Below are 21,386 nucleotides of genomic sequence, written 5' to 3' on the forward strand. Positions count from 1 at the left end.
GCCAGCAGGGGTCGGGGGCTGCAAGCGGGTTTGGCTGTCCACGGTGGACAGAAATTCGCACCCCATGAAATCAATAGCTTGCGCGCGGACGTTCAGGACTTCTTAACATTTCGTCGCGCCATCCGGCGGCTTCCGCGATGTGGAAAACCTCGCCCGCCAGCAGGTCCACGGTACCGTCCGGGTGTCGCTTGAAGGCGGTGGGCAAGCCTGCGGCGCGGCAGAGGGCGAGGCCTGCGGCACAGTCCCATAGCCCGCCGACCCGGGGCTCGATGTAGCCCTTGAGCCGAGCCGTGGCGACCAGCATCAGCGACAGCGCGCAGGAGCCGAAGAGGCGGGGCGCGAGACCGGCATTCTCGCAGGCGGCCTCGACCGCGTGGCGGTCGGCGGGGGGCCAGCGGGGGTTGCGACCGAGGCCGATGCAGGGGGGATCGGCGGCGCGGGAGGTCGCGCTCAGCCCGGTTTCCCGCAGGGTGCCGTACGCGTCGCCCACAGCCATCAGGCCCAGCGCGGGGGCGAAGATGCCGCCCGCGACGGGCTCGCCCTTGTCGATCAGCCCGAGGGAGATGGTCCAGAACGGAAGACCGGAAAGGAAGTTCGCAGTGCCGTCGATGGGGTCGACCGCCCAGAAGCGGCCCGAGGGGGTGCCGCCCATTTCCTCGCCAAGGATGCCGCAGTCGGGGAAGTGTTCGGTCAGAAGGCGACGAAGCGTGGCCTCGACCGCGCGATCGGCGTCGGAGACGAAGTCGCCTGGGGCTTTGGCTTCAACGGCGCGATCGTTGAGCGTGTTGAAGAAACCGAGGGCCTGGGTGCCCGCTTCGGTGAGGATGGAGCTGAGGGTATCGAGCATGGGCACCTCCGGGGCTTGCGCCTTCGGAGACTAGGTTCCCTGCTTGCGGGCGCAAGGCGAGGTTGACAGGCCGCCCTCCCCATCCCCTCCCCACGCTGGGGGAGGGGAGGCGCCTGGCGGGTGCCGTGCGCTTCGAAGGCGGCGGTGCGCATGGCCTCCGACACGGATGCCTCCGGCGGGGATATTTGAGCCAGTATGAAAGGGAGCGCCGGACGAAGCTGGGCAGCGCCTGAGGATATGGGCTCTGCCTCAGGCGGGGATATTTGGGGCAAAGATGAAAGGCGGGGTTCGGGACGTGATGGGTCGAGCGGTCTCGGGGAAGCGTGTCCGGGATAACGGGCGACAGCCGTCAGCGGGCCTGTGGCGAAGGCCGTTCGGGGTTGGGTGGGACAAGCAGTGGAGGGTTGGCGTGGGGCGGCGGCGTGCAAAGTCCCCTGCCCTTGCGCGGGTTGCCGGTGTCGCTGCCTCCGGCGGGGATATTTGGGCCAGTATGAAGGGATGAGCCAAGGCGGGCCGGGGCGGCACTTCGGAGAACCCTGGCTGCCTCCGGCGGGGATACTTGGGCAAAGATGAAAGACGGGGGTGGAGAAGGCGCCTTGGGGTGTTTTCGGGTGACTGGTTTGGGGGATGTGGCAGGCGGCTAGCGGGATGGATACCAAGGCCCCCGGCGCAAGGCCGGGGGAGTGGCGTGGGCCAGTCAGGCTTGCGGGACGCTGACCACAATGCCGTCCAGCGACGCGTTCATCTTCAGCTGGCAGGACAGCCGCGAGCTGGGCTGCCGCCCGGCCTCGGTGATGTCGAGCATGTCTTCCTCGAAGGGGCTTGGCCCCCCTGCCCTGTCGGCCCAGGCGGAGTCGACGACGACATGGCAGGTGGCACAGGACATCGAGCCACCGCATTCGCCGATGATGCCGGGGACGCCATGCCGGGTGGCGGCCTCCATCAGGCTGGTGCCTTCGGCGACGTCCAGGGTGATTTCGCGGCCATCGGCCAGGTTCCAGGTGGCTTTCATCGCAGGACCCTCAGACATACCAGATGTAATAGTCGCGCAAGGCAGCGCCTTCGAGACCCTCGGTCTTCGTCACCTCGATCCGTTTCATGAAGAGGTGATGTTCGACGAGGTCCGGGCCCAACGCCGCCGCAAGCGCGGTATCGGCCTCAAGGTCGTCCATCGCCTCGGCCAGCGAGGCGGCCACGCCATAGCCCGCGTCGGTGCGGTCGAAGCCGTCGCCCGCCTCGGGCGCGGGGAGGTCATAGCCCTTTTCAAGGCCCAGAAGCCCGGCTTGCAGAAGGGCCGCCAGCGCGGTGTAGGGGTTGCAGCTGGCGTCGGCCATGCGGTGTTCGAGACGGGTCTTCGGGCCGCCTTCTTCGGAGACACGCACGGTCACGCCGCGATGGTCGCCGCCCCAGTTGCACCAGTATCCCGACATCGAGGCCGGTTGCAGGCGCAGGTAGCTGCCGACGGTCGGGGCCAGAAGCCCGGCGAGGCCCTTGTGGTGGTGGAGCCATCCGGCGACCACGCCTTTCGCAAGATCGTTCATATGCGCGGGGCCGGCCTTCGGGCCGGTCATCAGGGCGTTCTTGCCGGTCTTGTCGGCGAAGGAGAGGTTGAAATGCAGGCCCGAGCCGCCCTTCTCCAGGATCGGTTTCGGCAGGAAGGTCAGGAGGACGCCGTGCTCCAGCGCGACTTCGCGGGCCATCTGGCGGAAGAGGACCATCTCGTCGATGGCCGACACGACCTCGTCATAGGCGAGGGTGAATTCGTACTGCGGGGTGTCGTATTCGGCGGTGATCAGTTCGAGGCGGAAGCCCGCTTCCTCGGCCCGGTTCCAGATGGCGTCGGTGAAACCGGCGGGGTCGGCGAAGGGGCCGGTGCCGTAGACGATGCCGCCGGGGGCGTGCATCGGGGCGACGGAGCCGTCCTGGGAGATCTCGAAGGCATAGGCTTCCAGTTCGACGCCAACCTTCGGGGTCAGGCCCTTCGCGGCCCAGGCGGCGACGGCGCGTTTCAGGGCGGCGCGGGGGCAGAGGGGAATGCGGGCGCCGTCGCTGTCATAAAGATCGCCGGTGACGACTTTCGTGTCGGGCTCCCAGCCGTCGCGGATTTCGGAGTCCTCCCAGCGCAGTTCCATGTCGGGGATGCCCTCGCGGCATTTGGTATGGGGCGCGTCGAGGATCAGGTCCTTGTCCCAGTGGACGCTGAACGTGGGCCGCGCCATCCGGGTGCCGTCGGATTTCAGCTTGGCGGCGGGCAGGTATTTGCCGCGCATCAGGCTGAGATGGTCGCAGAACATCGCGCGCAGGCGGTCGGCCATGGTGAATTCCCCCCGGAATACTGGATTATTGCAGCGTCACGCGGACGGGCAGGTTTTTCAACCCGGCCACGAAGTTGGAACGCAGGAATTTCTGTTCGCCTGCGGGCTCGATCGACTTGATCCGCTTGGCGAGTTCCTGGAAGAGGACGCGGACTTCGAGCCGGGCGAGCCACATGCCGAGGCAGAGATGCGGGCCCCCTTGCCCGAAGGCGAGGTGTTTGTTTGGGCTGCGGGCGAGGTCGACGCGGAAGGGCTGGTCGAAGACCGTGTCGTCGCGGTTGGCGGAGGCGTACCAGTAGAGCACCTTGTCGCCCGCCTTGATCTGTTTCCCGTGCATATCGAAGTCGCGGGTGGCGGTGCGGCGGAAATAGCTGGTGGGGCTGGCCCAGCGGATGATCTCGTCCGCCATGGTGTCGTCGACGGCGCCGGACTGGATCAGGGGCAGAAGCTCGGGCTGGTGGGCGAGCGCCTGCAAGCCTGCCGCGATGGAATAGCGGGTGGTGTCGTTCCCGGCGGCGACGACGAGGCAGAAGAAGTTGCGGAATTCGATCTCGGGCATGACGCTGCCGTCGTGACCGGGTTGCAGGATCATGTGGAGGACGCCCGAGGTGTCGCCGGCCGCCTCCTTCCGCTTCATCAGGTCCTTGGCGTAGACGAAGAGTTCCGCGCCTGCGGGCGAGTTGAAGGGCATCATGCGGAATTCGTCGGTGGTGAGCTTGTCGAGGACATGGGGAGTGAAGTCGGGGTCGGTGTTGGCGATGAGCGCGTCGCCCTTTTCCACCAGCCAGGGCAGGTCCTCGTCGGGCAGGCCGACGATGCGGCCGAGCATCCGCATCGGCAGTTCGCGGGCGATGTGCTTGGTGGCGTCGAAGGTTTCGCGTTGCAGGGCGGCGTCGAGGATGGTGTCGCAGAGGTCGCGGATGGATTGCTCGAAGGTGGCGATGACGGGCTTGGAGAAGGCCTTGGCGACCTTGACGCGGGTCATCATGTGCTCGGGCGGGTCGGTTTCCTGGAAGGTGCGGCGGGCGAGGTATTCCTCGTAGCTCTGGTCCTCCATCCGGATGCCGCGGGCGGAGGAGAGGAGGTCGGGCTTGCCGTTCAGGGAATGGATGTCCTCGTGCCTTGTGACAGACCAGAAGCCCTGGCCCTGGGCGTAGGGCGTCCAGTGCATCGGGTCTTCGCGGCGGAGGCGGGCGAAGGTGTTTTGCGGCGCGCCCTGGGTGAAGGTGTCGTGGCTGGTCAGATCGGCATGGCCGTCATCGGTGGGCGTCCAGACTGTCATCGATTCCTCCCTTGCCCTGCGGCTTGCTTTGTATAATGATGAACATGTTAAATATGTAAAGGGAAATCTCATGCATATCGCGGTGCTGGCGACCAATACGGATGACAGCGAATTCGCGGCCCGCCATCCGCGGGATGTGGAGAAGTTCCGGACACTGATGCAGGCCGTGCGGCCGGGGTGGACAATCACGGCCTTCGATTTGCCGAAGGGAGAATTTCCGACGACGCTGCAAGAGTTTGACGGGGCGCTGATCGGAGGCAGCCCGTCTTCGGTGCATGACGAGGATGCCTGGATCGAACGGCTGTTCGAGCTGATCCGCGAGGGTTTTGCCTCTGGCGTGCCGCTGGTCGGGGCCTGCTTCGGGCATCAGGCGATTGCCAAGGCGCTGGGGGGAAATGTAGGGCCGAATCCGGACGGATTCGTGCTGGGGACGGCAGAGACGGAGGTTGTGGCCCCAGCGCCCTGGATGGAGCCGGTCGCGGCCTTCAGGCTGGCGGCGGCGCATGGCGAGCAGGTGACGGGGCTGCCGCCGGGGGCGGTGGTTGTGGGGCAATCGCCGGGGTGCCCGGCGGCTGCCTACCGGATCGGAGACACGGTCTTCGCAACGCAGTATCACCCCGAGATGACGCCGGAGTTCCTGGCGGCGCTGGTAGACGAGTTTGCCCCGCATTTTCCGGCGGCGGTGGGTGAGAGCGCCAGGGTCTCGCTGGCGCTGGGGGCGGAGGGGCCGCGCTTCGCAGAGTGGATCGCGCGCTTCTTTGAGCAGAACCGGCGCCAAACCTGAGAGTTTCCTGGAAAGTTCCCAAGCTTGCGTCAAGAGAGCGCAGCGAGGAGGTCCATTGCCGTCACCTGGTCGAACTGGACATGCGACTGCATCAGTGTCTCGGCGCCCTGGGAATCGCGGTCGGTGATCAGCTTTGCGATGGCGCGGTGTTCCTGCGCCGACCGCGGGATCGCGCCCTGAAACCGATAGCGCGCCCGGTAATAGGCGAGGAGACGCCGCGCGTTGGTCTTCAGGCTTTCCAAAAGCACGCCATTTCCCGAGGCGATGGCGACGCAGGCGTGAAAGCGCAGGTTCAGCTGGTAATAGCCATCGGGGTCGCTGGCGGGGCTTTGCGTCGCCTTTGCCTCGCAGGCGCGGACGGCCGCTTCCAGATCCTCGGCCCCCTGGCGGGACAGGCGGCGGGCGGCGAGGCCGGCGGCCTGGCCTTCCAGCTTGGCATGGACTTCGAGGATGGCGAGGAACTCCTCAAGCGTGGGCCGGAAGATCGCGGCCCCCTTGCGGGGCAGGCGACGGACGAGGCCGAGGGCTTCAAGGTAAAGGATCGCCTCGCGCACCGGGGTGCGGGAGACGCCGTGCGTCTCGGACAGTTCCGCTTCGTCCAGAAGGTCGCCGGGGTTCAACTGGCCAAGGTCGATCCGGTCGAGGATGTGCTGGACAAGGCCCGGGATTTGCGGACCGGCGAAGGGGATGGACATGAGGCTTCTCCTTGCGGCGGACCCTGCCATGCCGACGCGTCCCCGTCGATGGCTTCGTCACGCCGCGCGGGAGGTTAACGGCGCGACGACGAAATCGCAGAAACAGGCGTCAGAGAAAGATGCGCTTGCCGTCATGGCCGATGTAGAGCGGGCCTGACCAGTGCGGCGCGCAGGCGCGGTGCCAGTCGGCCGGACCGAAGGCCGCGTCGTCCGAAGGGATCAGGTGATGCAACGCCAGCGCCCTGACCCCTGCGGACTGGGCCGTGCGCGCCACGTCTTCGGCCAGGGTATGCGCGCGCAGCCAGTGTTTCATCAGCCGGTCGTCACCGTTGCCGATCCGCTTCTGCAGGGCGGCGAGGCCTTCGGCCAGCATCGCCTCGTGCACCAGAAGGTCGGCATCCTTGGCAAAGGCCGCCAGAGCGGGGTTGTGCGCGGTGTCGCCGGAGAAGACGACATGTCGGTCGCCCGTGCGAAAGGACAGTGACCAGCTTTCCGTCAGCGGCGGATGGATCGAGGGCAGCGCGGTCACGGTCATCCCACCTTCGCGGATCGGCGCATTGGCCGCGATCACCCCGAAGCTGACCAGTCCGGCGAGGTCGGGGCGGCCCTCGTCCTCGATGCGGGTGGCAATGTCCTCCTCCATGGAGGCGAGGAACCCCTGCCAGTAGCGCGTCAGGCCCGATGGTCCCCAGACCTTGACAGGGGTCTTGAGGCCCGCCGTCCAGGCCGTGTGGATCAGGGGCCCGAGTTCGAGGTAGTGGTCGGAGTGCAGGTGGGTGATGAAGATGAGGCTCAGGTCCTTGAGAGCGATGCCCTGATCGACCAGGCCCTTTGTCACCCCCAGGCCGCAATCCACCACGGCCCATTGGTCCGCGAGCGACAGGAGCGACGAGGTCGGCATGGGCGAACCCTGCCGGATCGCCGGTCCGCCTTTGGTGCCAAGGAGGGCCACGAAATCGGTCATCTTCTACAACCCGTAGCTTTCTGCCATCTCGGCAAGACGGCGGTCTTCCAGTGCGACAAACTCGGTTGGCGGTTGCTGGGCTTGCAGGAAATCGAGGAAGGGGTCGATCACCTGGGTCTGCCGTCCCGACAGCGTTTCCACGATGGCCTGGCCGCAGAACGGCACATAGGCCTCGGAATAGCCGCCTTCGTGGACCATCACCAGCCTGCCGCCGCTCAGGGTATCGGCAGCCTGCATCAGGCGTTGGGTGAGCGCGCGGTAGGTGTCGGAATGCGCCAGCATCCGGGCCAGCGGATCGAGCGCGTTGGCGTCGAGGCCCGAGGCGACGACGATCAGCTCGGGCTGGAAGCGCCGGAGGGCGGGCAGGACGATGCGGTCCATCGCGGTGAGGTAGCTTTGGTGGCCGCCGCCAGGCAGGAGGGGCACGTTGATGTTCGCGCCTTCGCCGCGCCCTGCCCCGCGTTCGATCGTGGAGCCGGAGTTCACCGGATAGCAATTGTTCTGGTGCAGCGAGATGGTCAGGACATCGGGTCGGTCCCAGAAGATGGCTTGCGTGCCGTTGCCGTGGTGGACGTCCCAGTCGATGACGGCGACCTTGCCGATCTGGTGGCGGGCCTTCATCTCCTCGATGGCGATGGGGATGTTGGCCATGAGGCAGAAGCCCATCGGCGTGTCCGGCAGGCAGTGGTGGCCGGGCGGGCGGGAAAGGGAATAGCCGTTCTGCCACTGGCCGGTCAGGACCTTGTCCATCACATGGATGGCAAGGCCGGCGGAGAGGGCGGCGATGTCGTAGCTGCCCTGGCCAAAGGGCGATTCCTCGCCCAGCATCCCGCCGCCCGCGTCGGAGAGACGCTTGAATTCCGTCAGGTAGCTGGCGGGATGGATGCGGCGAAGGGCTTCCTCGGTCGCTTCGGCCGCGGTCTCGACGGCGAGGTGGCGGGAGAGGCCGGAGACGTCGAGAAGGTTCTTGAAGCGGCGCTTGGTTTCCGGGCTTTCGGCATGGCCGCCCCCGGCGGGAGGCTGGATCCAGCCGCCGGGTTTCAGGAACAGCGCCGCCTCGCCGGTGGTGTGCCAGAGGGTGCGTTCGTCGAATGCGAAGCCGGTGGTCATCGCGGGCCTAGAGCGCCTTGAAGCCTGAGTCGAGCGCGGAAAGGATAGTCGCGATGTCGGCTTCCGTCACCACCAAGGGCGGCGAGAGGATGATGTTCGGGCCGGACACCCGGACCATGGCGCCGGACTGGTAGGCCACCTCCTGCACCTTCGCCGGAACCGCCTTGTCGGCGGGCTTTTTCGAGGCGCGGTCGGCGACAAGCTCGATGGCGCACATCAGGCCGTGGCCGCCGCGGACGTCGCCGATGGCTGCGTGCTGGGTTTGGAGGTGCAGGAGGCCCTGGTGCAACTGGGTGCCACGTGCGGCGGCATTGACGGGGACGTTCAGGCGCTTCGTCTCGGCCAGGCAGGCGAGTGCCGCGGCAGCGCCGACCGGGTGGCCGGAATAGGTGTAGCCGTGGCCGATAGCGGCCTTGCCGGTGGCATCCGATTCGAAGACCTGCGCCACGCCTTCGGCGATCATCACCGCGCCGAAGGGGAAGTAGCCGTTGGTGATGGCCTTCGCGGTGCAGGCGAAGTCGGGCTTCACGCCCCAGAGACGGCTGCCGGTCCAGGCGCCGGTGCGGCCGAAGGCAGTGATCACCTCGTCGGCGATGAGGAGGATGCCGTGCTTGCGGCAGATCGCCTCGACGCCGGGCATGAAGGTCGGATGCGGGGGGATGACGCCGCCCGCGCCGAGGATCGGCTCCATGATGAAGGCGGCGATGGTGGCGGCGCCCTGGAAGGCGATCTCGTCTTCCAGCGCCTGCAGGCAGAGTTGCGCCAGTTTGGCGGGGTCGGATTCGTTGAAGGGGTTGCGGTAGGTGTAGGGGGCGGGGATGTGGAAGCAGCCGGGCAGGAGCGGCTCATAGGCGGTGCGGAAGTTGGCGTTGCCGTTCACGGATGCCCCGCCCATGTGGGTGCCGTGGTAGCCCTTCTTGAGCGACAGGAACTTGGTGCGGGCCGGTTCGCCCTTGATCTTGTGGTACTGGCGGGACAGGCGGAGTGCGGTTTCGACGCTGTCGCTGCCTCCGCTGGTGTAGAAGGCGCGGGTCAGGCCGTCGGGTTCGAAGAAGGCGCGAAGTTCCTCGGCCAGCTCGATCACCTTGTCGTTCGAGGTGCCGCGGAAGATGGAATAGTAGGGCAGCGCGTCGAGCTGGGCGGCGATGGCGTCCTTCACCGGCTGGCAGGAATAGCCGAGGTTGACGTTCCAGAGGCCGCCGACGCCATCCACCACCTCATGCCCGTCGATGTCGACGATCCGGGTGCCATGGGCGCCGGTGATGATCGCGGGCGGGTTCTTCAGGCTGTCCGACGGCGCGGTCATCGGGTGCCAAAGCGAGCGGGCGTTGTGGGCTTTCAAGAAGTTGGCGTCTTTCATGTGGGGGCTCCTGTGCGGATGGGGGGCTGGCCGCCCCAGAGGGCGGTGATCTCGGCCCCGGCGGCGATGAGGGCGGTGGTGATGGTGGCGTGCAGGTCGGGGGTCATCCGGGGCGCGGCGGCGGCGACGGCGAGCGCGCCGGTGCAGGTGCCGGTCGCATCGAACAGCGGCACGGCGAAGCTGTTCACGTCCTTCTCGAAGGTCGAGAGGGTTTCGGCGTAGCCCTTGGCGCGGGCCTCCACAATGCGGGCGCGCAGGGTGTCGGCGTTGGGGGCGGCGGCGATGAGGGGTTCGGCATCGGCAAGATGCGCCAGCACAGCGGCCCCGGAGGCGGTGGCGTGGAAGGGCAGGAAATCGGCGTCTTCCATCATCACCCGGACGCCCTGGCGCGAGGCATAGGCGAAGGCGAGGGTTTGCAGGCGACCGGCGACGATATGCGAGAGATGCGCCGTTTCGCCGGTGGCTTCGGCCAGACGGCGCAGGATGGGCATAGCGGCTTCGCGGGTCGGAACGGCAGCTTCGCGCAGGGCGGACAGGCGCAGCACGGCGGGACCAAGCCGGTATTCGCGGGCCGGGCCGGTCTGTTCCAGCAGCCCGCGCGATTCGAGTTCGGTCAAGAGGCGATGGCAGGTGGCCTTGTTGAGGCCGGAGGATCGCGCCAGATGCGACAGGCCGTGTTGCGGCTGGGCCTTGGTGAAAAGGTCCAGAAGGTCCAGTGCCTTGCCGACCGTTCCCATCGTCTGATCCGGCTCCTTCCCGCGAGAGATGCGTCTTCCCTGGCATTTTTGTTGACAGATGGGGGCGGTCGCTGTCAATCTATTTTTAAACCGATGGTTCAAATATTGAACCGATTTAGGGAGAGGACATGGCACTGGATCAGGCAATGATCGACCGGCTGGCCGCGGCCCCGGTCGCAGCGGGCAAGCTGTTGATCGGGGGACAGTGGGTCGATGGCGCAGGCGAGACGGCAGTCCTGTCACCGATCGACGGGCGGCAGTTGACCACCCTTGCTGCGGCGGGGCCGAACGATGTGGCCCGCGCCTGCGCCTCTGCCCGGGCAGCCTTCGAGGACGGGCGCTGGTCCCGCATGGCGCCTGCGGGCCGGAAGGCGGTGCTGCACCGGTTGGCCGACCTGATCGAGAAGCACGCCACCGAGCTGGCGGTGCTGGGCGTGCGCGACAACGGGACCGAGATTGCCATGGCGCTGAAGGCCGAGCCGGGAAGTGCTGCGGGCACCTTCCGCTACTATGCCGAGGCGATCGACAAGATTTACGGCGAGGTCGCGCCGACCGCGCCGAACGTGCTTGGCCTGATCCACCGCGAACCGGTGGGGGTGGTGGGCGCGATTGTCCCATGGAACTTCCCGCTGATGATCGGGGCCTGGAAGATCGCCCCCGCCCTGGCGACCGGCAATTCGGTGGTGCTGAAACCGGCCGAGACCGCCTCGCTGTCGCTGTTGCGGCTGGCCGCCCTGGCGCTGGAGGCGGGGGTGCCGCCCGGCGTGTTCAACGTGGTGACGGGGCCGGGCCGGGTGACGGGCGAGGCGCTGGCCTTGGCGCCGGATGTGGATGTGCTGGTCTTCACCGGGTCGGGCGCGACCGGGCGGCGGTTGTTGCAGTATTCGGCACAGTCGAACCTGAAGCGCTGCTATCTGGAACTTGGCGGCAAGTCCCCGAACGTGGTCTTCGCCGATGCGCCGGACCTGTCGGCGGCGGCGAAAGCGGCGGCAACGGCGATCTTCCGCAATGCCGGGCAGGTCTGCGTCGCGGGCTCGCGGTTGCTGGTCGAGGCCTCGGTGCATGATGCATTCGTTGCGGAACTCGCAACAGCGACGAAGAAGATGGCGGTGGGGAACCCCTTGCGGCTGGAGACGCAGGTCGGGGCGGTGAACTCGCTGACCCAGCTGGAGGGCAACCTCGGCTTTGTCGCCGATGCCACCCGCGAGGGCGGCGAGATCGTCACCGGCGGCAAACGGGCGCTAGAGGAGACCGGCGGCTACTACATGGACCCGACCATCGTGACGGGGGTCAGGCCCGAACATCGGCTGTACCGCGAAGAGGTCTTCGGGCCGGTGCTGGCAGTCACGCCCTTCACCGACGAGGCAGAGGCGCTGCGGCTGGCCAATGCCTCCGACTTCGGGCTGGCGGCGGGGGTCTGGACGGCAAACCTGTCCCGCGCGCACCGGATGGTGCGGGGCATAAGGTCGGGCGTGGTGCATGTGAACACCTATGGCGGGGCGGATGTGACGGTGCCCCTGTCCGGCATGAAGCAATCCGGCAACGGGGCCGACAAGTCCCTGCACGCGCTAGAGAAATATACCGACCTCAAGACCGCGTGGATCCAGCTATGACCCCCACCATCCTTGTCGCCGGCACCTGGGACACCAAGGACGCCGAGCTGGGCTACATGCGCGACGTGATCCTTGGGCAGGGCGGGCGGGTGCTGACGATGGATGTGTCCGTGCTGGGCGATCCGTCCAAGCCCACCGACATGTCCAAGCATCAGGTGGCCGAGGCGGCGGGTTCGTCGATCGCAGCGGCGATTGCGGCGGAGGACGAGAATACCGCGATGCAGGTCATGGCGACCGGCTCGGCGCGGCTGGCCGCGAAACTGCATGCCGAGGGTCGCATACAGGGCGTGATCGTGCTGGGCGGCACAATGGGGACGGACCTGGCACTGGACCTGTGTTCGGCCCTGCCCCTGGGCGTGCCGAAATATGTCGTCTCGACCGTCAGCTTCTCGCCCATGCTGCCGCCGGAGCGGCTGCCTGCGGATATCCAGATGATCCTCTGGGCCGGGGGGCTCTACGGGCTGAACTCGATCTGCAAGGCCTCGCTGTCGCAGGCCGCCGGGGCGGTGCTGGGGGCGGCGCGGGCGGTGGAGCTGCCACAGCGGGATCGGCCCCTGATCGGGATGACCAGCTTCGGCAAGACGGTCCTGCGCTACATGGTCGGCCTGAAACCGGCGCTGGAGGCGCGGGGGTTCGAGGTGGCGGTGTTCCATGCGACGGGGATGGGGGGCCGGGCCTTCGAATCGCTGGCCGCCGAGGGGGCCTTTGCCGCCGTGCTGGATTTCGCGCCGCAGGAGGTGGGGAACCACCTCTTCGGCTCGGCGATCACCGCGGGGCCGGACCGGATGACCAGCGCCGGGGCGAAGGGCGTGCCGCAGATCGTGTCGATCGGCTGCTATGACCTGGTCGATCTGGTGGGCTGGCACCCGGTCCCTCCGCATCTGGAAGGGCTGCCGGGGCACGCGCACAACCGGCTCTTGTCGTCCGTCGTGCTGGATGTCGAGGGGCGGCGCCGCGTGGCGCGGGCGATCATGGGGAAGCTCGCGGCGGCCAAGGGCGAAGTGGTGTTCCTGCTGCCGGTGCGGGGCGGCAACGAGTGGGACCGGGACGGTGGTCCCCTGTGCGACCCCGAGGGGCTGGCGGCTTTCGTGGCCGAGGTCCGCGCGGCCTGTCCGTCGAACGTGCGGCTGGTCGAGCTGGACGCCCATATCAACGACCCGGCCTTCAGCGAGGCTGCGCTGGCGGTGGTGGACGGCTGGATCGCCGAGGACCGGTTGCAGAGGGCTTGAGCCGAGTTCACAAACCACTTTCAAACATGCCGACAAAGCTTTGACGCGCATTGATTTTTGGCATTTCCGTTTGACCTTTCCCGGCCAGCTTCGCTCGACCGGGCGGGCGCAAACTGTTGCTTGTATCGAATCGGCAATGAGTTTTACCTTTTGGTAAAAATCAGACGACCAACACCAACAGGGATAGGCAGTCACATGACCATCAGGACATTCACGATCTCGCGTCGCGGCCTGCTTCTGGGCGGGGCCGCCGCGCTGGTTGCGGCGAACCTGCCGCGCGGGCTTATGGCGCAGGAGCCGCTGAAGATGGCGGGCATCTACACGGTGCCGGTCGAACAGCAATGGGTCAGCCGCATCCACATCGCCGCCGAGGCGCTGAAGGCGGCGGGGACGGTGGACTATAGCTTCACCGAGAACGTGGCGAACACCGACTACCCCCGCGTGATGCGCGAATATTGCGAGGCCGGGGTCAAGCTGATCGTCGGTGAGATCTTCGGGGCGGAAGCCGAGGCGCGCGAGGTCTGCGCGGAATACCCGGACGTGGCCTTTCTTCTGGGGTCGAGCTTCATGCCGGATGCGGCGGCGAACCCGAACCTGTCGGTCTTCGACAACTACATCCAGGACGCGGCCTATCTGTCGGGCATCGTCGCGGGCGGCATGACCAAGGGCAATATCGGCATGGTTGGCGGCTTCCCGATTCCGGAAGTCAACCGGCTGATGAACGCCTTCATGGCCGGGGTGCGCGAGGTGAAGGCGGATGCGAAGTTCCAGGTCAGCTTCATCGGCTCGTGGTTCGACCCGCCGAAAGCCAAGGAAACCGCCTTCGCGATGATCGATGGCGGGGCGGACCTGATGTATGCGGAACGCTTCGGTGTCTCGGATGCCGCGAAGGAGCGCGGGGTGCTGGCGATCGGCAACGTGATCGACACGCAGGGGGATTACCCGGAGACGGTCGTCACCTCGGCGCTGTGGCACTTTGAACCCACGCTGAACGCGGCGGTGGCGGCGATCCAGGGCGGGACCTTCAAGGCGGACAACTACGGCACTTATTCCTTCATGAATGCGGGCGGCTGTTCGCTGGCGCCGCTGGGCACGTTCGAGGGCAAGGTTCCGGCGGAGGTCATGGCCAAGGTCGCCGAGAAGGAGGCCGCGATCAAGGACGGCAGCTTCACCGTGGCCATCGACGATACCGAGCCGAAATCGTCGTGAGCGAGGGTAAGGGGGCGGAGGTTGTCCTCCGCCTCGACCGTATCACCAAGCGCTTCGGGGCACTGACGGCGAATGATGCGGTCAGCCTGACCCTGCGGCGCGGCGAAGTCGTGGCTTTGCTGGGCGAGAATGGCGCGGGAAAGACCACGCTGATGAATATCCTGTTCGGTCACTATGTGGCCGACGAAGGCAGCGTGGAGGCTTTCGGCCAGCCCCTGCCCCCCGGCAATCCGCGTGCGGCGTTGCAGGCGGGCGTGGGGATGGTGCACCAGCATTTCACCCTGGCGGGCAACCTGACGGTGCTGGAGAACATCCGGCTTGGGACGGAGGGCCTGTGGTCGCGCGGGCACGGCGGCGCGCGGGCGAAGGTGGAGCGGCTGTCGCGCGACTTTGGCCTTGCGGTGCATCCCGATGCCAAGGTGGGCCGCCTGTCGGTTGGCGAGCGGCAGCGGGTGGAAATCCTGAAGGCGCTCTACCGTGACGCGCGCATCCTGATCCTCGACGAGCCGACGGCGGTGCTGACGCCGCAGGAGTCGGAGGCGCTGTTCGCCACCCTGCGCAAGGCGACGGCATTGGGGCTGTCGGTGATCTTCATCAGCCACAAACTGCACGAGGTGATGGCGATTGCCGACCGTTGCGTCGTGCTGCGCCATGGCCGCGTGGTGGGCGAGGTTGACACCCATGCCACCGACAAGGGCGCGCTCGCCGCGCTGATGGTGGGGGGAGAGCTGTCCCTGCCCCGGGCCGAGGCGCGGGCGCCGGGGGCGGTGCTGATGAAGTTGGACAGCGTTTCGACGCCGGACCGGGGCGCGGCGCCGGGGCTGAAGAAGGTGACGCTGGACCTGCGAGCCGGGCAGATCACCGGCCTGGCCGGGGTTTCGGGCAACGGGCAGGCGGCGCTGGCCGAGATCATCGGCGGGCTGGCCCTGCCCGCAGAGGGCACGATCCTGCTGAAGAACGCCCCCGTCACCGGCTGGTCGCCGGGCGAGGCCTTGGCGCGGGGCGTGGCACGGATACCGGAGGACCGGCATCATCAGGGCTCCATCGCCGATTTTGACCTGACCGAGAATGCGGTGCTGGAGGCCTACCGCAGCCGGTTCTCGCGGCGCGGCTGGATGAACTGGCGCGCGGCTCGGGAGTTTGCCGAGACCATCATCGCCGGTTACGACGTGCGCTGTCCGGGGCCGGAAACGCGTATCCGGCTTCTGTCGGGCGGGAACATGCAGAAGCTGATCCTCGGGCGGGCCATGGCGGGTGGTCCGGAGACGGGGGGACCGGAAATCATCCTCGCCAACCAGCCGGTACGGGGCCTTGACGTGGGAGCGATTGCCTATGTTCAAAGCCAGCTGATCGCGGCGCGGGACCGAGGCTCGTCCGTTCTGCTGATCTCGGAAGACCTGGATGAAATCATGGGCTTGTCGGATGTCATTCACGTCATGTCTCAAGGCCGCCTGTCCCCCGGATTCGCGCGCGGCACGATGACGGCGGCGGAGCTGGGCCTGTGGATGGCGGGGCAGAAGTTCGGGGACCGCGATGCGGCTTGAAGCGATTGCGAACCCGTCGGCCGTGCGGCGGCTGGGATTGCCCGCCCTGGCGCTGGTCTTGACGATGGGCGTGGCGATGGCACTGGCGCTGGTTGCGGGGGCCAACCCCCTTGCCGTGCTGGGCCAGATCGCCACGGGGGCGCTGGGGTCGAAGCTCGCCATTCTGGAGACGCTGAACCGGGCGACGCCGCTGATCTTCACCGGGCTTGCGGTGGCGGTCGCTTTCCGGGCGAAGCTCTGGAACATCGGGGCCGAAGCGCAGCTTTACGCGGGGGCCATCGTCGCGGTGGTGCTGGGGACCGGGGCGCTGGGGAGTCCGCTGGTTCTGCCGGTTTCAGCAGCGGTAGCGATGCTGGCGGGCGCGCTTCTGCTTCTGGGGCCTGTCCTCTTGAAGACGCGCCTCGGAGTGGATGAGGTCGTCACCACGCTGCTTCTGAACTTCATCATGCTGTTGTTCGTCAGCTACCTGCTGGAAGGCCCGATGAAGGATCCAGGTGGCATGGGCTGGCCGAAGTCCACCCCGCTGATCCCCGAGGCCCGCCTGCCCCGCATCGTCGAGGGCTTGCGGCTGCACTGGGGCTTCGCGCTGGCGATCCTTGCGGCGGTGGTCGTCTGGGTGATCCAGACGCGCACGACGCTGGGCTTCGAGATCCGGGCGGTGGGCCAGAACCCCGAGGCGGCACGGTTCGCGGGGATGCCGGTCAACGCGGTGCTGGTGAAGACGGCTCTGCTGTCAGGTGGCTTGGCGGCGCTTGCCGGGTGGTCGGAGGTGGCGGGGCTGAAGGGGCATCTGTCGTCGGACCTGTCGCCCGGATTCGGCTATACCGGGATCATCGTCGCGATGCTGGCGCTGCTGCATCCGCTGGGGGTGATCCTGACGGCGATCTTCGTCGCGGGCATCTTCGTGGGCTCCGACGCGATGAGCCGGGCTGCCGGGGTGCCGACCTATATCGCCGACATGCTGATGGCGACCGCGCTTCTGTTCATGGTGCTGGCGATCCTCTTGACCCGCGTCCGGGTGGTGCGGGGATGAACGCGGTGGTCGACATCCTGATTTCGGCAAGCTTCTGGGCGGCGGTGATCCGCATCGCCTCGCCGCTGATCCTGGCGACGATGGGGGAACTGATCTGCGAGCGCGCGGGCGTGCTGAACCTGGGGATCGAGGGGATCATGGTCATCGGTGCCTTTGCGGGCTGGATGGCGGTCTACCAGGGGCTGCCGCTCTGGGGCGGGGTTGCGGTGGCGATGGCGGCGGGGATGCTGTTCGGCCTCCTGCACTCCACCCTCACGGTGCCCTTCGGCTTGTCGCAGCATGTGGTCGGGCTGGGGGTGACGCTGCTGGCCACCTCCTCGGCGTCGTTCGCCTATCGGCTGATGCTGCCGGAAGTGACCAGCCCGCCGAAGATCGCGCCGTTCCAGCCGCTGCATGTGCCGGGGTTGTCCGACCTGCCGTGGCTGGGAGAGGCCCTGTCGCAGACCGCGCTGACCTGGGCGGCCTTCGCGATGGCGGGGCTGGTGGCCTTCATGCTTTACCGCACGCCGCTGGGACTTGCGGTCCGGGCGGTGGGGGAAAACCCGGCGGCGGTCGAGGCGCAGGGACTGTCGGTGACGGGATTGCGGATGGGGGCGGTGATCGCAGGTTCCGGCCTGATGGCGGTCGGGGGCGCGTTCCTGACCCTCTCGGCCTTCTCCAGCTTCTTCTTCGAGATGGTCAACGGACGCGGCTGGATCTGCATCGCGCTGGTGGTGTTCGGGGCGTGGAGGCCGGGCAAGGCGGTGCTGGGGGCGATCCTGTTCGCGGCGTTTGATGCCTTGCAGATCAGGCTGCAACAGACGCCCTTGGGCGCAGCCCTGCCCTACCAGCTGTTCCTGGCGCTCCCGTTCATCCTGTCGATCCTGGCGCTGATCCTGATGTCGCGCCGCGCCGAGGTGCCGGCGGCGCTGATGGTGCCCTACAACAAGGGGGAACGTTAGATGTTCGATCTTCTGGTCAAGGGCGGGACGCTGCCCGACGGGACGGTGGCCGACATCGGCATCCAGGGCGACCGGATCGCGGCGGTCGGGCGGCTGGAGGCCGAGGCGGGCCGGGTGATCGACGCGGGCGGTGATCTGGTGTCCCCGCCCTTCGTCGACCCGCATTTCCACATGGACGCGACGCTGAGCTATGGCCTGCCCCGGGTGAACGCCTCCGGCACTCTGCTGGAGGGGATCAGCCTTTGGGGGGAGTTGCGCGAAGTCGCCACGGTCGAGGAGATGGTTGAGCGCGCGCTCCGCTACTGCGACTGGGCGGTTTCGATGGGGCTTCTGGCGATCCGCACCCATGTCGACACCACGCCGGACCATTTGCGCGGCGTGGAGGCGATGCTGGAGGTGAAGCGGCGGGTAGCGCCCTATCTGGACCTGCAACTGGTCGCCTTCCCGCAGGATGGTCTCTACCGCACGAAGACGGGGCGGGAGAACCTTCTGCGAGCCTTGGACATGGGGGTGGATGTCGTCGGCGGCATCCCGCATTTCGAGCGCACGATGGAGGAAGGTGCGGAGTCCCTGCGCGACCTGGGCCGCATTGCGGCGGAGCGCGGGCTGATGTGGGACGTGCATTGCGACGAGACGGATGACCCGATGTCGCGGCATGTGGAAACAATGGCGCGCGAGGTGACGCGGCATGGGCTCGGCGGGCGGGCGGCGGGGAGCCACCTGACCTCGATGCATTCGATGGACAACTATTACGTCTCCAAACTGCTGCCCCTGATCGCGGAAAGCGGCATGACCGCGATCCCCAATCCCTTGATCAACATCACCCTTCAGGGCCGCCACGACAGCTATCCCAAACGCCGGGGACTGACGCGCGTGAAGGAGATGCAGGCGATGGGCATCGCGGTCGGCTGGGGGCAAGATTGCGTGCTTGACCCCTGGTATTCGCTGGGGACGGCGGACATGCTGGATGTGGCCTTCATGGGGCTGCATGTCGCGCAGATGACGCATCCGGCGGAAATGGCGCGGTGCTTCACGATGGTCACGGCAACGAATGCACAGATCATGAACCTGCCGGACTACGGGTTGCGGCCCGGCTGTGTGGCCAGCCTCGTGGTGCTGGACGCGGACAACCCGACCGAGGCGCTGCGGTTGCGGCCCGACCGGCTGGCGGTGGTGTCGAAGGGAAGAGTGGTCGCCGAACGACAGCGCAACGATGCCCGGCTGGACCTTTCCGGGCGGCCCGCAAACATCAGGCGCAGGCTGGGCTGAGCGCCACACGCGGACAATCGCAGAGCCCGCCAGATCACCTCGCGATTGATTCCCGCCACGCGACAGTTGCCCGTCGTGGGCCGATGAATCCCCTTGGAACCCCCTACCCTGCCAGCGCTTTCGCTCAGCGGTTGAGCCCGCCCATCCTTCAAATCTCCTCCTGAGCGCCCCATTTTCGCCCCGTTCCACAACCATGACGGAAGCAATGGATTGGTGCGCTTGTGTGAACGATTTATCCCGCGCTGCGACCTGGCCGCCAAACGCCCGTCCGGCGTGAACGACAGGGTTCCTTCTGTGGTGCATCATTGTGAGAAGGGTGAACGACATGGCTCAGCAGAAGGCGGTTGATCCGTTGGCCGATGAGGCCGACGACCTGATCGACGAGCTGCAACCCGGCGCCAAGCTTCTCAAGGGCCAGTACACGATCACCCGCTATCTCAACAGCGGCGGCTTCGGCATCACCTATCTCGCCAAGGACAGCCTCGACCGCGACGTGGTGATCAAGGAATGCTTCCCGTCTTCGGTCTGCCGCCGCTCGAAGGTGATGGTCGCGGCACGGTCGCGTGCGCATACGGCGGAACTGCGGTCGGTCGTCCAGCTGTTCGTGCGCGAGGCGCGGAACCTTGCGAAGATCGTGCATCCGAACATCGTCGCCGTTCACCAGGTCTTCGAGGACAACGGCACCGCCTACATGGCCATCGACTTCATCGACGGTCTGGACCTGCAGCAGGTCATCGACGGCGAGGGCGCGCGCCTTGCGCCGGATCACATCGTCCGGATCACCGACAAGTTGCTGAACGCGGTCGGCTACATCCATGACCACGACATGCTGCACCGCGATATCTCGCCCGACAACGTTCTGATCGACAAGATGGGCGAGCCGATCCTGATCGACTTCGGCGCCGCGCGGGACAAGGCCTCGCAGACCAATCGCGCGATGTCGGCCTTGCGGGTGGTGAAGGATGGCTACTCGCCGCAAGAATTCTACATCGCCGGGTCGGAACAGGGCCCGTGGAGCGACCTCTATGCGCTTGGCGCCACCCTCTACCACCTGATTTCCGGCGATGCTCCGGTGAATGGCCAGGCCCGGCTTGCCGCGCTGGCCGAGGACCGCCCCGACCCCTATGTGCCGTTGACCGGCCGCTTCCCCGGCTATCCGAAAGGGTATCTGGAAGCGATCGACCGCGCGATGAGCACGCTCCCGAAGCAGCGCCTGCAATCGGCACACGACTGGCTGGCGATGTTCCACCTTGACGCCGCAGCGCCGACCTCGGCCCCGGCCGGGGTGGACGATGCCGTCCATCGGCTGGTCAGCGACTTTCGGCAGAATGAACGTTCTGTCGATGTCGCCGCCGAGGTTCCGGCTCCACCGCCACTGGCCAAGGCGGCAACGCGCATTCCCGAAGCCGTGGCAGCCCCGGTCGATGTTTCCCGCGCGAAGAGCCCGCTACAGCTGGTCGCGGGGGTTGCCGTGGCGCTCCTGGTCGTCGGCGTCGGCTATGTGATGATCGGAGGCAAGAAGCCGGTTCCCGCAGCGGAAAGCACGGTCGCCGCGGCCGAAGTCGCGCCAAAGGCAACGGAACAGGCCGCACCTGCCAGCACCACCGAGATCGCCGTCGCCAAGGATCCGGCGCCGCCCGCGCCCGAACCGGCTGCCACGGAAACGACCAAGGCGCCGGACCAGGCGTCCGCCGTGGCGGCAGAGCCTGCGGCAGTGGCAGAGCCTGTGGCCGTGGCAGAGCCTGTCGCTGCGGCGGCAGAGCCTGTGGCCGTGGCAGAGGCCAAGCCCGAGATTGCGGCCCCCGCAGCCGTTGCCGTGCCCGCCGGCAAGCCCGCAGCGAACCAGATCGCCTTCGCGGCCTGGGATGTCGAGATTCCTTTCGCCTCAGACGACCGGATGCAGGACGGCAAGCGCGTCGCCGTGGTGACGCGGATTCCGCCGAACATCGATGCCAAGGCGGCGGGCGACTGGTTGGCGCCGGGCGTTGCGATCTATGCGGTCAATGGCACGCCGATCCAGTCAGCCGGGTCGATCACCATCGCGGTGATGAACGCCATGGCCGTCGACCCGGATGGCAAGGCTCGCGTTGTCGTCGAATATTCCGATGCATCGAAACAGCGCAAGACCGGCCTGCTGACGGTCACTGCCGTGCGGCTTGTCAACCTGGAGAACGGGGTGGAAACCCGAGCCTCGGTCATCGACGGCGTCTGGAGGACCGAAGTATCGGGCGTGACCCAACCGGAGCTCACCTCCCTGCGGCAGGGCGACATCCTGTTCCGCGACAAGACCACCACCACACCGCTGAACGGCCCGACCTCGCTGGAGACCATCGTTGCCGACCTGATCGCCGCGGGCACGGTCGCGACCGGCTTCTCCATCATCCGTGACAACAAGGTCGGCGAAGCACACATGCAACTGATCCCGGAGGGAGAGCAGTAGACATGGCCACGCAG

At 67.1% G+C, this 21,386-nt stretch carries 18 protein-coding genes; 9 read left to right on the top strand and 9 right to left on the bottom strand.

Going from position 1 to position 21,386, the window contains the following annotated elements; all coding sequences use genetic code 11:
* Positions 1-70: 70 nt before the first annotated feature.
* The 4 genes from JNL31_RS09955 to JNL31_RS09970 all read right to left on the bottom strand — a co-directional run bounded on the left by JNL31_RS09955 (position 71) and on the right by JNL31_RS09970 (position 4,444).
* On the bottom strand, positions 71-847 hold the full coding sequence (locus JNL31_RS09955; protein WP_294972827.1) for an inositol monophosphatase family protein: 777 nt from the start codon (positions 845-847) through the stop codon (positions 71-73).
* A gap of 697 nt (positions 848-1,544) precedes the next feature.
* The gene (locus JNL31_RS09960) at positions 1,545-1,859 is read right to left on the bottom strand and encodes a 2Fe-2S iron-sulfur cluster-binding protein (protein WP_294972829.1); all 315 of its coding nucleotides are present in this window, start codon (positions 1,857-1,859) and stop codon (positions 1,545-1,547) included.
* 10 nt (positions 1,860-1,869) lie between these two features.
* The gene (locus JNL31_RS09965; RefSeq protein ID WP_294972831.1) at positions 1,870-3,162 is read right to left on the bottom strand and encodes a glutamine synthetase family protein; all 1,293 of its coding nucleotides are present in this window, start codon (positions 3,160-3,162) and stop codon (positions 1,870-1,872) included.
* 25 nt (positions 3,163-3,187) lie between these two features.
* On the bottom strand, positions 3,188-4,444 hold the full coding sequence (locus JNL31_RS09970; protein WP_294972833.1) for a cytochrome P450: 1,257 nt from the start codon (positions 4,442-4,444) through the stop codon (positions 3,188-3,190).
* Positions 4,445-4,514: 70 nt separating this feature from the next.
* On the opposite strand from JNL31_RS09970, the gene JNL31_RS09975 reads away from it, so the two are divergent.
* Complete coding sequence (locus JNL31_RS09975; RefSeq protein WP_294972834.1) at positions 4,515-5,228, top strand: type 1 glutamine amidotransferase; 714 nt, start codon at positions 4,515-4,517, stop codon at positions 5,226-5,228.
* 29 nt (positions 5,229-5,257) lie between these two features.
* Here JNL31_RS09975 and JNL31_RS09980 read toward each other — a convergent pair whose 3' ends face one another.
* The 5 genes from JNL31_RS09980 to JNL31_RS10000 form a co-directional block, all read right to left on the bottom strand.
* Positions 5,258-5,923: a GntR family transcriptional regulator gene (locus JNL31_RS09980; RefSeq protein ID WP_294972836.1), complete on the bottom strand. Its 666-nt coding sequence runs from the start codon at positions 5,921-5,923 to the stop codon at positions 5,258-5,260.
* A 109-nt stretch (positions 5,924-6,032) separates the two neighbouring features.
* Positions 6,033-6,887: an MBL fold metallo-hydrolase gene (locus JNL31_RS09985; protein WP_294972837.1), complete on the bottom strand. Its 855-nt coding sequence runs from the start codon at positions 6,885-6,887 to the stop codon at positions 6,033-6,035.
* 3 nt (positions 6,888-6,890) lie between these two features.
* Positions 6,891-7,997: a class II histone deacetylase gene (locus JNL31_RS09990; protein WP_294972839.1), complete on the bottom strand. Its 1,107-nt coding sequence runs from the start codon at positions 7,995-7,997 to the stop codon at positions 6,891-6,893.
* 7 nt (positions 7,998-8,004) lie between these two features.
* The gene (locus JNL31_RS09995; protein WP_294972840.1) at positions 8,005-9,357 is read right to left on the bottom strand and encodes an aminotransferase class III-fold pyridoxal phosphate-dependent enzyme; all 1,353 of its coding nucleotides are present in this window, start codon (positions 9,355-9,357) and stop codon (positions 8,005-8,007) included.
* Positions 9,354-10,094, bottom strand: coding sequence for an IclR family transcriptional regulator (locus JNL31_RS10000; protein ID WP_294972841.1), 741 nt, complete (start codon positions 10,092-10,094; stop codon positions 9,354-9,356). The genes JNL31_RS09995 and JNL31_RS10000 overlap by 4 nt, the downstream gene beginning before the upstream one ends.
* A gap of 128 nt (positions 10,095-10,222) precedes the next feature.
* Here JNL31_RS10000 and JNL31_RS10005 point away from each other — a divergent pair, with 128 nt between their 5' ends.
* From JNL31_RS10005 to JNL31_RS10040, 8 genes are all read left to right on the top strand, one after another.
* Entirely contained in the window at positions 10,223-11,707 is a 1,485-nt protein-coding gene (locus JNL31_RS10005) for an aldehyde dehydrogenase family protein (protein ID WP_294972842.1), read from the top strand.
* Positions 11,704-12,936 carry a Tm-1-like ATP-binding domain-containing protein gene (locus JNL31_RS10010; protein ID WP_294972844.1) on the top strand — a complete coding sequence of 411 codons (1,233 nt, stop codon included), beginning with the start codon at positions 11,704-11,706 and terminating at the stop codon, positions 12,934-12,936. Before JNL31_RS10005 ends, JNL31_RS10010 begins: the two co-directional genes overlap by 4 nt.
* Before the next feature lie 195 nt (positions 12,937-13,131).
* On the top strand, positions 13,132-14,145 hold the full coding sequence (locus JNL31_RS10015) for a BMP family protein (protein ID WP_294972845.1): 1,014 nt from the start codon (positions 13,132-13,134) through the stop codon (positions 14,143-14,145).
* On the top strand, positions 14,142-15,689 hold the full coding sequence (locus tag JNL31_RS10020) for an ABC transporter ATP-binding protein (RefSeq protein WP_294972847.1): 1,548 nt from the start codon (positions 14,142-14,144) through the stop codon (positions 15,687-15,689). The genes JNL31_RS10015 and JNL31_RS10020 overlap by 4 nt, the downstream gene beginning before the upstream one ends.
* Positions 15,679-16,722, top strand: coding sequence for an ABC transporter permease (locus JNL31_RS10025; protein WP_294972848.1), 1,044 nt, complete (start codon positions 15,679-15,681; stop codon positions 16,720-16,722). The genes JNL31_RS10020 and JNL31_RS10025 overlap by 11 nt, the downstream gene beginning before the upstream one ends.
* Entirely contained in the window at positions 16,719-17,663 is a 945-nt protein-coding gene (locus tag JNL31_RS10030; protein WP_294972849.1) for an ABC transporter permease, read from the top strand. Before JNL31_RS10025 ends, JNL31_RS10030 begins: the two co-directional genes overlap by 4 nt.
* Entirely contained in the window at positions 17,664-18,932 is a 1,269-nt protein-coding gene (locus JNL31_RS10035) for an amidohydrolase family protein (RefSeq protein ID WP_294972851.1), read from the top strand.
* 325 nt (positions 18,933-19,257) lie between these two features.
* The gene (locus JNL31_RS10040; protein ID WP_294972853.1) at positions 19,258-21,372 is read left to right on the top strand and encodes a serine/threonine-protein kinase; all 2,115 of its coding nucleotides are present in this window, start codon (positions 19,258-19,260) and stop codon (positions 21,370-21,372) included.
* Positions 21,373-21,386 lie beyond the last annotated feature (14 nt).

The organism is Tabrizicola sp., assembly GCF_016792905.1.
GTDB lineage: Bacteria > Pseudomonadota > Alphaproteobacteria > Rhodobacterales > Rhodobacteraceae > Tabrizicola.